Origin of the sequence: Labrenzia sp. 5N (genome assembly GCF_012395805.1) — a bacterium.
Lineage (GTDB): Bacteria > Pseudomonadota > Alphaproteobacteria > Rhizobiales > Stappiaceae > Roseibium > Roseibium algicola.
The window spans coordinates 526816-540146 of record NZ_JAAZTM010000004.1 but is presented as its reverse complement, the minus strand read 5'-3'; the positions used below and the strand labels follow the sequence as shown (position 1 = coordinate 540146).

Genomic DNA, 13331 nt, shown 5'->3' with positions numbered 1-13331 from the left:
ATAACCCCTTCCAACGATTTCCGGAGCCTTCCGGATTTCGGCTGTCGCCCGCCCCTGGTGCCGTTTTGGCACTGGTTCACGAGATGGCGGCGACACTCAAGGGGCCTTGCGCCTGAAGCTGGCTCAAAACAGCAGGACTTATTCATGACCGACTACATCGTTAAAGACATCGGGCTCGCAGACTGGGGCCGCACCGAAATCGAGATCGCCGAGCACGAAATGCCGGGCCTGATGGCCTGCCGCGCCGAATTCGGTGACTCCAAGCCGCTCAAGGGCGCCCGCATTGCCGGTTCCCTGCACATGACCATTCAGACCGCCGTTCTGATCGAAACGCTGGTTGCACTGGGTGCGGAAGTCCGTTGGGCGTCCTGCAACATCTATTCCACGCAGGATCAGGCAGCCGCTGCGATTGCAGCTGCAGGCATTCCGGTTTTCGCAACCAAGGGCGAAACCCTGGAAGAATACTGGGATTATGCCGACAAGATCTTCGACTTCCCCGAAGGTGCGAACATGATCCTGGACGATGGCGGCGACGCCACGCTCTACATCCTGCTCGGTGCACGGGTCGAAGCCGGTGAAACCGGTCTGATCGATAACCCGAAGTCGGACGAGGAAGTGTGCCTGTTCGCGCAGATCAAGAAGCGCATGGCCGCCAACCCGGGCTGGTTCACCAAGCAGAAAGAGCTGATCCAGGGCGTTTCGGAAGAAACCACCACTGGCGTTCTGCGTCTTTATGAAATGCAGAAGAAGGGCGACCTGCCGTTCCCGGCGATCAACGTCAACGACAGCGTCACCAAGTCCAAGTTCGACAACCGTTATGGCTGCCGTGAGTCCCTGGTCGACGGTATCCGCCGCGGCACCGACGTGATGATGTCCGGCAAGGTTGCCGTTGTCTGTGGTTACGGCGACGTCGGCAAAGGCTCCGCACAGTCCCTGGCTGGTGCCGGTGCCCGCGTGATCGTCACCGAAATCGACCCGATCTGCGCCCTGCAGGCTTCCATGGACGGTTTCGAGGTCAAGACCATTGAACAGGCTCTTCCGGAAGGCGATATCTATGTCACCGCGACCGGCAACAAGGACATCATCACCTTCGACCACATGCGTGGCATGAAGGACATGGCGATCGTCTGTAACATCGGCCACTTCGACAACGAGATCCAGGTTGCTGCCCTCAAGAACACCAAGTGCCGCCCGGTCAAGGACCAGGTCGACATGTATGTGTTCCCGGATGGCAAGCGCATGATCCTGCTCTCGCAGGGCCGTCTGGTGAACCTCGGCAATGCCACCGGCCACCCGAGCTTCGTCATGTCCGCAAGCTTCACCAACCAGGTTCTGGCGCAGATCGAACTCTTCACCAAGGGCGATCAGTACAAGAACGAAGTCTACGTGCTGCCGAAGCATCTGGACGAGAAGGTTGCCCGCCTTCACCTGGAGAAGCTGGGCGTCACGTTAACCGAATTGTCGGACGAGCAATCTCAATATCTGGGGATTAATAAGGCTGGTCCGTTCAAGTCGGAGCACTACAAATACTGATTCCGGCGAGGCGGCCCACTAGATGTGGTGATCGCCTCGATTCGGGTCTGTGAACAAAAAAATGCAGGACCCTTTAATTTTAAGGGTCCTGTTAACTTTTCAATAACGGACTCTTCTGCGTGATTCTCAAAAAGGTTATGGTTTAGGCGAATCAAAGGCCACGAGGCGGATGTCTTTGATTTGCTCCCAGAAACCGGGAGCTGCGGCCCGCAAGAACAGGGCAAGGCGGCACAAGGGGATCACAATATGCCGATAAGCGGCAGGAACGACGCGCGGCCACGCGCGGCGTGGCGAGATTGGAGTCTGAAATCGGTGAAGCTCGGCGGAACGGCGCTGGCAGGCTGGAGCCTGTCTTGCGGTTCAGCGGCAGCCGACATGCTCGCCGACACGACTGCTGCCATTTCCCCCGATAACATGATTCTTTTTGGTGCGTTAGGCGGAATGTGCGCCTTTGCCGTCACCGCATCTGTCGCTCTCGTGCGTCATCGCAAACAATCCGGATTGCTGACCGACGCGCTGGAAAAGGAAAAGAGCGATCTCAAATTCCGGGTCGACCGCCTGGAGGCGATGCTCAATACCGACGAGCAACGCGTCATCGTCTGGACCGGTAACGGCGCCATGCCGCAGATCTGGGGCATTCTTCCCGAAAAATCTGGCGTGCCGCGGCCCCCGGCGCAACTGCTTGCGTTTGGCAGCTGGCTGACGGCGAAATGCGCCGGCGACCTGGAACGTCATCTGGACATGCTGTTCCGCACCGGCGAAGCCTTCACCACCACCTTGAAGACCCGCACCGGAACCTATGTGGAAGCGCTGGGGCGCACCACCGGCGGTGCTGTGGTCCTGCGTCTGCGCGATCTGACCGGCGAACGTCAGATGCAGGCGGAACTTGCTGCCCGCAATGCCAAGATCTCCGGCGAACTGCATATGCTGCACGCGCTGCTGGATGCGATGCCGGCACCGGCCTGGCAGCGCGATGCGGAAGGAAATCTCATCTGGGCCAACCAGGCCTATGCAGAAGCGGTCGACATGACCGACGCTGATCTTGCGATCAAGGAAGGGGCAACCTTCCTCGACGCTGCTGCGCGCACCGCCATGGCCGTCCAGCGTAACGAAGACGGCTGTTTCAACGCACGTATTCCCATCGTCGCCTCCGGTGAACGCCGGGTGTTCGAAGTGACCGATGTCAATGCCAATGTCGGCGGAGCCGGCATTGCCGTGGACATCAGCGAACTGGAACAGGCCCAGAAGGAACTCGGCCGCGCCGAGGACTTCCACGGCCGCACGCTGGACCAGCTGGCAGCTGCGGTTGCCATCTACAGCGCCGATCGCAAACTACAATTCTACAACGCGGCTTTCCGCCAGTTGTGGGATCTCGATCCCGCTTTCCTGGAAAGCCGGCCGGAAGACAGCGCGGTTCTGGATGCCTTGCGCGCGGCGCGCAAGATCCCGGAACAGGCGGACTATCGTGTCTGGCGCAACAAGATGATGGAGAGCTACCAGTCTCTGGAAGCTCGCGAAAGCTGGTGGCATCTTCCCGATGGCCGCACCCTGCGCGTCATTGCCAATCCGCATCCGCAAGGCGGCGTCACCTATATCTATGAAAACGTCACCGAGCAGCTCGATCTGGAAAGCCGTTACAACGCGCTGACCCGCGTCCAGGGGGAAACCCTCGACAATCTGTCGGAAGCCGTTGCCGTGTTCGGGTCAGACGGGCGCCTGCGCCTTTGGAACCCGGCTTTCGGTCGTATCTGGGGTCTGGAAGAGGATCAGCTTTCAGAACTGCCGCACGTCAAGGAAGTCGTCTCCGCCTGTACACTCAATGAAACCGAGCGCGATGCCTGGGAACAGCTTGCGGGCAATGTAACGGGACTTCTCGACAACCGCACCCAGAAGGTCAGCCGTCTGGAACGCCACAACGGCGATGTCGTCGACTATGCCACTGTTCCGCTGCCCGACGGCGGTACGCTGGTGACCTTTGTCGACGTAACGGACAGCGTCAACGTCGAGCGGGCGCTTCTGGAAAAGAACGAGGCACTGGAACAGGCCGACCAGATCAAGAACGCCTTCATCCAGCATGTTTCCTACGAGCTGCGCTCGCCGCTGACCAACATCATCGGCTTCGCCCAGTTGCTGGCAGATCCGAAATTCGGAGAGCTCTCCGACAAGCAGAGCGAATATGCGGACTACATCCAGTCGTCCTCCTCGGCGTTGCTTGCCATCATCAACGACATTCTGGATCTGGCAACGTTGGATGCGGGCATCATGGAACTGGACCTGGGTGAAGTTGACGTCGCGCCGACTGTTGCGGCCGCCGTCGAAGGCCTGAAGGACCGGATCGCCGAAGCACGCATCAACCTGCGGACCCATGTGCCGGGTGATGTCGGCATGATGGTTGCCGACGAAAAACGCCTGCGTCAGGTCCTGTTCAACCTCATCTCCAATGCCGTGCGCTATTCCGAGCCCGACGGCGTGGTCGATGTCAGCTGCAGCCGCGAAGACGACAAGGTGACCTTCGTCGTTCAGGATCATGGCTATGGCATTCCCGCTGAAATCCTCACCCAGGTCTTCAACCGCTTTGTCGGGCATGACACAGGATCGCGCCGTCAGGGCGCAGGCCTCGGCCTTGCCATCGTCAAGAGCTTTGTCGAACTGCATGGCGGCACGGTCGACATTCAGTCCGCCGAAGGCAAGGGCACGACGGTGACCTGCGTTTTCCCCGCACGGCCCGAACTGGCGGACCAGGCGGCGGCCGAGTAGGACGCCGGATGGCAGATCACCAGCTGCAAGCCCTGTCGGGCGCCTTTCAGACAATCGAAATTGCCGACGAACAGGGCACGCGGCGACTTGCCAACGACATCGCGATGGTCCTGAAGCCCGGCGATGTCATTTGCCTGTCGGGCGATCTGGGCGCCGGGAAGTCCACGTTCACCAGGGCACTGATCCGGGCCTTTGCAGGTGAGCCGGAGCTGGAAGTGCCGAGCCCGACCTTCACGCTCGTGCAGACCTACGATTTGCCGCGTTTCGACCTGTCCCACTTCGATCTTTACCGGCTTGAAGAGCCCGAAGAACTGGAAGAGCTCGGGCTGGATGACCTCCTGGAAACGGGCGCCGCGCTGATCGAATGGCCGGAGAAGGCGAACGAGCTGCTGCCCGGCAATGCCCTCTGGATCCAGATCACCCAGCCGACTGACAGCGATGACCATCGCCGGTTCAGCCTCTATTCGGACGCCCCTCACTGGCAGAACCGGATCGGGCAATCGCTGGCAACGCGGTCCTTTCTGGGGACCGCTGGTCTGCCGGACGCAGAGCGCCGTTTCCTGGCAGGTGATGCCTCCCTGCGAACGTTCGAGACGGTTGCAACAGGGTCTTCGACAGCTGTTCTGATGCGCTGGCCTTTCCAGGGGGACGCGGTGCCGGAAGCTGTCCGCGCCTACATGGAAAAGGTGCATCTGGCGCGTGACTGCCGGGCGATTGTCGCGGTGGGAACGGAACTCAGGAACCATGGTCTTCGCGCGCCCGATCTTATGGCGAGCGACCTGGAAAACGGACTGATCCTCTCGTCCGATCTTGGCCGGGATACCATCGTGGTAGACGGCAGACCGGTGCGCGAAAGATATTTTGCCGCCGTCGATGTCCTGGCGAAGATGCATGGTGAGGCCTGGCCAAAAACGGTCTCGCTCGCCGATGGTGGGCTGTATCAGGTCCCCGACTATTCAGCGGACGCGCTTGTTGCCGAAGCGGCGCTGTTTCTGGACTGGTATGTCCCGAAGGTTTCCGGAAAGCCGACCGACGAGAGCACGCGCTCGGAATTCGAACGGCTATGGCGCGAAGCACTTGAAGACATAAGCGAGGCCCAGACAGGTTGGGTGCTGCGCGATTTTCATTCGCCGAACCTCCTTTGGCAGGCGGGTGCTGAAGGAACCGACAGGATCGGCTTGATCGATTTCCAGGACACGGTCTATGGCCCGGTTGCCTATGATGTTGCTTCCCTGCTGCTGGACGCCCGCACGGACATGGACGAAGCTCTGGAAACGGCGCTCTACGATGCTTATCTCTCGGCAAGAAAAATGCAGTCCGCAGAGTTCGATGAAGTTGGTTTTTCGAAAGCCTACGCGGTCATGGCGGCGCAGCGGATCTCCAAGATCCTCGGCATCTTCGTCCGTCTGGCCGAGCGCGATGGTAAGCCGGCTTACTTGAGCCATTTGCCGCGCATGCTAGGCTATCTCGACCGGGTGCTTGACAGGCCGTTCCTGTCGGATTTGAAAGACTGGTACGCACGCTACCGGCACTGAACGCGCCGCGTTCAACTGGTCGCACATTTGAGACAGATGATGACAGACAAGCGGTTTCGCCCTTCCAAAGCTATGATCCTGGCCGCAGGCCTCGGCAAGCGCATGCGCCCGCTGACGGCAACGACGCCCAAGCCCCTGATCGAGGTCAACGGTCAGGCCCTGATCGACCATGGCATGGACCGGCTCGCAGCAGCCGGCGTGAAGACCTGTGTGGTCAACGTGCATTACCTTGCCGATCTGGTGGAGGTTCATGTCCGCCGCCGCCCTGATATGGAAATCCTGATTTCCGACGAACGCGATCAGCTTCTGGAAACCGGGGGCGGTATCAAGAAAGCGCTGCCGCTATTGGGCGAAGAGCCATTCTTCCAGCTCAACGCCGATACCTGCTACTGGATCGAAGGCGTCAAACCCAACCTGGAACACATGATCGAAGCCTGGGACGAGAGCCGCATGGACGCCCTGCTTCTGGTTGCCGAAACCGTGAAAGCGGTCGGTTATTCCGGCCGTGGTGATTTCGACATGGCAAAGGACGGCGCGTTGACCCGGCGGCAGGAAAAGGGCGTGACGCCCTTTGCCTATGCAGGTGCAACCATTTTGCACCCGCGCCTGTTCGAAGATGCCCCGGACGGGCCGTTCTCCATGAACAAGCTTTTCGACAGGGCGATTGAAGCCGGGCGTCTCTACGGCGTTCAGATGGAAGGCCTGTGGCTGCATATCGGAACGCCGGAGGCCATTCGTGCCGCCGAATATGCCGTTCGTGAGAGTGCCGCCTGAGGATGGCCCGCAGCGCGCGCCTCTGGTCTGTCCCGCCGTCCGTCCCTTTCCTGAAAACGCTGGTCGACACACTGGTCGACGGCAGCCTGATCCCTGGCTTTCGCCCGCTGGACGATCCACTGCTGCTGCCGTCGGTCACGCTGTATCTGCCGACGCGCCGCGCCGCGCGCCTGCTGCCGGAGCTTTTCCAGCAGCGGTTTGGTGGCCGGCCGGTTCTCCTGCCTGCCATCCGCCCGGTGGGCGATGCCGACGAGGATGCGCAGAGCCTGACCGCCAATGCGGATCTGGAACCTCTGCCGCCGGCAATGCCCCTTCTGGAACGTCATCTTGCGATGACGCGGCTGGTGAAGGCCTGGAAAGGCATGCTGCGCCGGGAAGCGCTCAGTCTCAGGTCCGACGAACCTCTCGGCCTTCCGGCGTCGACGGCCGATGCAGCCTGGTTGGCGGCAGACCTGCTGACGCTGATGGACGAGGTCGAGACGGAAGAAGCCGACTGGACGGAACTGTCCGGTCTGGTGCCGGAGGACCATGCCCGGTACTGGCAGATCACGCTCGATTTCCTGCAGATCGTGCGGGAGGCCTGGCCCGCGCATCTGGCCGAACTGAAAATGATGGACCCGAAGGCCCGCCGCTCGGCCCTTATCCGGCGCGAGGCCGAGCGCCTGGAACGGACACCTCCTCGTGGCCCGGTCATTGTTGCGGGTGTCACCGGCTCGGTTCCGGCCACCGCCGAATTGCTGAAGGTTGTCTCCCGGCTTGAAACCGGCGTCGTCGTGCTGCCTGGGCTGGACCGTTATCTGGACAGCCGCTCCTGGGCGGTATTGGGAGAAAAGACGGGCAAGGCCTCGACCCGCAAGGGTGTGATGCAGAAAGACGCGGCAACCCTGCCTTCACATCCGCAGTATTCGCTGAAGCAGTTGCTTGATCGGCTGGGTGCTGGGCGGGAAGAGGTCGTAACACTCGGGCCGGACCCGGACCGGGGGCTCCTGCTGCGTGAGGAACTTGTCTCCGAAGCTCTGCGTCCCGCCGATACCTCCGATGGCTGGACAGCCTATCTGGACGCCCGTCCAGAAACGGACAGGGCGGAGGCATTGGATGGTGTCTCGATCATGACTGCCCGCAACGAGGCGGATGAAGCCTTGAGTGTGGCGATTGCCTTGCGCGAAGCGATCGAGCGGCAGGAAAGTGCGGCCCTCATTTCGCCGGACCGCATGTTGACGCGCCGGGTTGCGGCAGAGCTTGCCCGCTGGAACATACAGGTGGACGACAGTGCCGGCCGCCCGCTCGACCAGACCGCACCGGCCATTCTGGCGATCCTGGCTGCGAAACTCGCCCTTGGTGGCTGCGAGCCGATCGATCTTCTGGCGCTGCTGAAGCATCCGCTGACACGGTTGGGCCTGCCGGTGAAGGACATCCGGTCTGCCGCCCGCGCGCTGGAGCGTGGCGTGGTTCGCGGACCGCGTGCTCGGCCGGGAACGGCAGGTTTGCAGCTGGCTGTCGAGGCGAGCCGGGAAGATGCGGACAAGGCACATACGCCACGCTGGAAAAAGATCCACGAAGAAGACTGGGATGTGATTGCAAACCTGGTCGACCGTCTGGCGAACGCACTGAAACCGCTGGAAGAACTTGCCGCAGAAGGCGGCACGATCCTTCTGACCGACCTCGCACGGCGTCATGTCGATGTGATCGAGGCGATCTCGATCGATCACGAAGGTTCGGTGGCAGAACTTTACGCCGGTGAGGCGGGCGAGGCGCTGGCCCAGTTCCTGACCGGTCTTCTGGAAGCAAGCTCCAGCGGACTGGAAATTCCCGCCGGCGAATGGCCGTCGGTACTACCCGCGCTGATGTCCGGTCAGGCCGTACGGCGCAGGTTGCCGGGCGACCAGCGGGTGCAGATCCTCGGCCCCATGGAAGCACGGCTTCAGGCATTTGATTTCGCGATCCTGGGTGGCCTCAATGAGGGCGTCTGGCCTCAACGCACGCGCAATGATCCGTGGCTGAACCGGCCGATGAAGCGCGACATGGGGCTGGAACCCCCGGAGCGCCGGCTCGGTGCGGCCGCACATGACTTTGCGCAAGGCATGGGTGCACGGCGGGTCCTTCTGTCGCGTGCCGCACGCTCCGACGGCGCTCCCACTGTCGCATCGCGCTGGCTGCAACGCCTGACCACGCTTGCCGGGCCTGACCTGACGAAGAAACTGGAAGCGCAAGGGGCGGTATATTCCGCCCTTGCAGCACAGCTCGACCGGCCTGAAGGCGCGGTGCGGCCCGCGTCCCGGCCTCACCCTCGTCCGCCCTTGGCAGCGCGCCCGAAATCGCTCTCCATCACCGAAATCGAACGCCTGATCCGCGATCCCTACGCGATCTTTGCCCGTCACGTGCTCGAGCTGCAGCCGGTCGACCCGATCGGCGGCGAACCCGGTGCGGCCGACAAGGGCAACCTCATTCACGATGCACTGGCCGATTTCCTGCTGACCTGGACCGGCGCATTCGACGACAGTGCAGTAAAGGCCCTGACAGAGATCGGCGAGGAGCTGTTTGAGCCTCTTGATGCGTTTCCGGCGATCCGGGCGCTCTGGTGGCCGCGTTTCCAGAAGATCGCGGCTGGCTTCGTTGCCTACGAAGCGAGGCGGTCGCAACACGTCAGTCAGCGGTTCCTGGAAATCGGGGGCGGTGTCGAATTGAAGTTGCCCGGCTTCGATTTCCGCCTGCGCGGCCGGGCAGACCGGATCGACCTTCTAAGTGGCGGCGGGCTGTCCGTGGTCGATTACAAGACAGGGCAGGTGCCCTCGCAAAAGCAGGTCGACGCGCTCCTGTCGCCGCAATTGCCGCTGGAGGCCGCGATGGTCCGGCGGTTCGGGTTCAAGGATGTGCCGGCTGACGCGCCCATATCCGAGCTTTTGTATCTGCAGCTGAAGGGCGGCAGCGAACCTGTGATCGAAGCGCCGCGAAACCCGAAGGACACGCCGCTGGAAGATCTGGTGGAAGACGCCTGGACGCGGCTGGAACAATTGATCGCCCACTATGTCAGGGAAGACATTGGTTACCTGTCCCGTGCCCGCGTCATGCGCGAACGTCAGATGGGCGGTGACTATGATCATCTTGCCAGAACGCAGGAATGGGCACTTGGATCGGAGGAGCCTTCATGAGCTTTCAGATCCCTGAAGTGACCAGGCAACGGCAGGACCTTGCCTCCCGCCCACGGGCCTCGGCCTGGGTGAGTGCCAATGCCGGATCGGGCAAGACCTTCGTTCTGTCCCGCAGGGTGGTGCGACTGCTGCTGGATGGCACCGATCCCTCTCGTATTCTTGCGCTGACCTTCACCAAGGCCGCCGCTGCCGAAATGGCGACCCGCGTTTTCAAGATCCTCGGCGAATGGGTCACCAAGGATGATGCCGCACTCGCGGCCGAATTGCAGGATATTGAAGGCCGCAAACCAGATGCCGCGCGCCTGGCGATGGCGCGTCGCCTCTTTGCCCGGGCACTGGAAACACCGGGCGGGTTGAAGATCCAGACCATTCACGGTTTCTGCGAATCCCTGCTGCACCAGTTTCCGCTGGAAGCAAACGTCGCGGGCCATTTTGCCGTACTCGACGACCGGGTGGCGGCGGAACTCATGGCGGCCTCGCGCGCGACCGTGCTTCATGTTGCCGAAACCGAGCCGGAAAGCGCCTTTGGCAGGGCGCTGGCATCTGTCATTGATCTGATGAGCGATGGCGGCGCCCAGAAGGCGCTGGACGAGTTGATCCAGAGCCGTGACGCTTTCCGCCGCTGGACGGTTGATGCCGGCGATCTGGAAACCGCGCTTGCCGAGCTTGCCGGTCTTCTGGAAACCGACCCGGTTCTGAGGCTGGCGGATTTCGACGAGCAGTTTCGGTCCGCATGCCCGTTTGATCTGAACACCTGTCTTGCCTATGCCGAGGCACTGCGAACCGGCACCAAGACCGATCAGGCGCGTGCGGACGATCTGGTTACCGCCGCGAGGCTCACGGACATAACCGCTTTCCGCGAGGCCTGGCAGGCGATTTTCCTGACAGCCAAGCTCGAGCCGCGAAAGTCGCTCGCCACCAAGAAGGTCGCTGAAACGTTTCCCCAGATGCTCGAGGCACTGGAGGCGGAACAACAACGCCTGTTGGAATTGCTGGACCAGCGCCGGAAGGTAGCGACCTATGAGGGAACCACAGCCCTGCTGCGTCTCGCCGACGCGGTGATCGGTCATTATGAGCGCGCCAAGACCGCCCGCGGGTATCTCGATTTCGAGGATCTGGTGGTCAAGACGGCAACACTGCTGCAGAAGTCGGACGCCGCGCTCTGGGTGCAATACAAGCTCGACCAGGGGCTCGACCATATCCTCGTTGACGAGGCCCAGGACACCAGCCCGCGCCAATGGGAAGTGGTGACTTCGCTAGCCTCTGAATTTTTCGCCGGGACCGGAGCAAGGGACCGGGTGCGCACGCTGTTTGCGGTGGGCGACGAAAAACAGTCGATCTACTCGTTCCAGGGCGCTGTTCCGGCCTATTTCGATGCCATGCGCCGGGCCTTTTCCGGAAAGGCCGAGGCGGCCGAGCTTGAGTTTCATTCCGTCAATCTGCAGCTCTCCTTCCGCTCCACGCCGGATGTTCTTGGAGCGGTCGACAAGGTGTTTCACGACGAAAGTGCCCACAAGGGCCTGTCGCAGGACGTGAAAGCGCCGGTCCATGAAGCCATCCGGCGCGATCCGGGGATCGTTGATCTGTGGCCACTGGAAGCCGAGGCGGAGATCGAGGAGCCGGACGACTGGCGCCAGCCGATCGACCACGTCGGTTCGGGCAGCCCGATGCTGAAGGTGGCCAGGCGTATTGCTGCCGAAATTGCCCAGTGGATGCGCGATGGCACGGCAAATCCCGGCGACGTGATGATCCTCGTGCGCAAGCGCGGGCCTTTTGTCGAAGCGCTCAACCGGGAACTGAAGGAGCTGGACATCCCGGCTGCCGGCAGTGACCGCCTTGTTCTGACGGACCATATCGCTGTTCAGGATCTTGCTGCTCTCGGCAGGTTCCTGTTGCTGCCGGAAGACGACCTGTCGCTTGCCTGCGTGCTGAAGAGCCCGCTGTTCGACCTGACGGACGACGACCTGCTGGAGGTTGCCCGGGAAACGCCGGAAAAGGTGCGCCCCGGAACGCTGTGGCAGATGCTGGTGAAACGGTCGGACAGTTCGGACAAATGGAAGGCCGTGCGCGCAAGGCTGGAAGACTGGCGCGCACGCGCCGACTTCGTGCCGCCTTACGAATTCTATGCCCGGCTGCTGGGGGCTGATGGTGGCCGGAAAGCTTTTCGCGCTCGCCTCGGCGTGGAAGTCGATGACGTTCTGGACGAGTTCCTGGCGCTCACCATTGCCTATGAGCAATCCGGCACGCCGGGCCTGGAAGGGTTCCTTGCCTGGATGGCAGCGGCACCGACCGAGATCAAGCGTGAGTTGACCAATACCAAGGGCATGGTCCGCATCATGACCGTGCATGGTTCCAAGGGGCTGGAAGCGCGGATCGTCGTTCTGGTCGATCCGGGGGCAGCACCTGTCAGCGCAATCCACGATCCGGCCTTCCTGCCGCGCAAGCGTCTGGAAAACGATCTTCTGCCACCGGCGCTGGTCTGGCTGCCGCCCAAGGCGGACCGGACGCCCTGGCACGACGCGGCAGTGGAAGCCCTGCGGGACGCGCAGGAGGAAGAATACCGGCGCCTGTTGTATGTGGCTCTGACCCGCGCCGAAGACCGGCTGATCGTCTGCGGCTGGGAACCGAAACGCGGTGCCCACGAGAACTGCTGGTATTCGATGGTCTCGCGGGCGTTGAAGCCCGAGGCGCGTGAACTGACAGCACCGGATGGATCCGTCTCCGCCTGGCGCTGGCAGAAGGATGGCGTCATCGCCGAGCCCGGGGCAGGCGCGGCGTCGCATACCTCCGCAGAGCCGCGCAGCGAAGAACCGCCGTTGCCGGACTGGCTCTCCAGTCCCGTCCGTCCGCTTGCCAGGAAGAAACGCCTTCAGCCCTCACGGGCATTCGAGGCGATGGAGGAAAAGGAAGGCATCGAACCGGTGCCTGCGGTGTCTCGCCTGCAGGCGGGCAGGGATCTTGCGTCCTGGCCCCTGGAACGCGGTCGCCTGATCCACCGGCTTCTGGAGCTGTTGCCGGACTTGGCTGAAGACGCCCGCGTGGCAGCTTCGGAAGCCTACCTCAAGCAGGCCCTCAAGCCGGAATTTGCCGAGCGCATGCCTCACCTTCTGCGCGAAGTGGCTGCGATTCTCGAGATGCCGGAATTCGAGACGTTGTTTTGCGGTCATGCCCGAGCCGAAGTTCCGCTGGTCGGGACGATTCGGGCAAGCGACGGCACGGAAGTCGAGATATCCGGACAGATCGACCGGCTGGTGGTTGAGGATAACCGGGTGGTGATTGTGGATTACAAGACCAATTTCCATCCGCCGGCATCAGTTGCCGAAATCCCGCTCGAGTACCGCGCACAGCTTTGTGTTTACAGGGAAATGCTGAAGCAGATTTATCCGGACAGGGAGATTTCCGCCCAGCTTCTGTGGACCGCGGTGCCGAGCCTGATGGAAATCCCCGAAAAGGTGCTGGAAGAAACCTTCGCCGGACTGCGTCCTGACGGCACATCGGCTTGACGGCAGGCCCTCGGCTTCCTACGTTCTTGCCAACTGACGCGCTTACATCGGGTAGGCGCGATCCTGAGACCTACGAGATC

General features: G+C 62.0%; 6 protein-coding genes. All 6 read left to right on the top strand.

Going from position 1 to position 13331, the window contains the following annotated elements; all coding sequences use genetic code 11:
• Nucleotides 1–144 precede the first annotated feature (144 nt).
• The 6 genes from ahcY to addA all read left to right on the top strand — a co-directional run bounded on the left by ahcY (nucleotide 145) and on the right by addA (nucleotide 13251).
• Entirely contained in the window at nucleotides 145–1533 is a 1389-nt protein-coding gene (ahcY, locus tag HEP89_RS05570; RefSeq protein WP_022998977.1) for an adenosylhomocysteinase, read from the top strand.
• 312 nt (nucleotides 1534–1845) lie between these two features.
• Nucleotides 1846–4290 carry a PAS domain-containing sensor histidine kinase gene (locus HEP89_RS05565; RefSeq protein WP_022998976.1) on the top strand — a complete coding sequence of 815 codons (2445 nt, stop codon included), beginning with the start codon at nucleotides 1846–1848 and terminating at the stop codon, nucleotides 4288–4290.
• A gap of 8 nt (nucleotides 4291–4298) precedes the next feature.
• The gene (gene tsaE / locus HEP89_RS05560) at nucleotides 4299–5825 is read left to right on the top strand and encodes a tRNA (adenosine(37)-N6)-threonylcarbamoyltransferase complex ATPase subunit type 1 TsaE (protein WP_168691506.1); all 1527 of its coding nucleotides are present in this window, start codon (nucleotides 4299–4301) and stop codon (nucleotides 5823–5825) included.
• Nucleotides 5826–5864: 39 nt separating this feature from the next.
• Nucleotides 5865–6599 (top strand): nucleotidyltransferase family protein, encoded by a 735-nt coding sequence (locus HEP89_RS05555; protein WP_168691679.1) that lies wholly within the window; start codon nucleotides 5865–5867, stop codon nucleotides 6597–6599.
• A 2-nt stretch (nucleotides 6600–6601) separates the two neighbouring features.
• Nucleotides 6602–9748 (top strand): double-strand break repair protein AddB, encoded by a 3147-nt coding sequence (addB, locus tag HEP89_RS05550; protein ID WP_168691505.1) that lies wholly within the window; start codon nucleotides 6602–6604, stop codon nucleotides 9746–9748.
• Entirely contained in the window at nucleotides 9745–13251 is a 3507-nt protein-coding gene (addA, locus tag HEP89_RS05545; RefSeq protein ID WP_209014460.1) for a double-strand break repair helicase AddA, read from the top strand. Before addB ends, addA begins: the two co-directional genes overlap by 4 nt.
• Nucleotides 13252–13331: the final 80 nt, after the last annotated feature.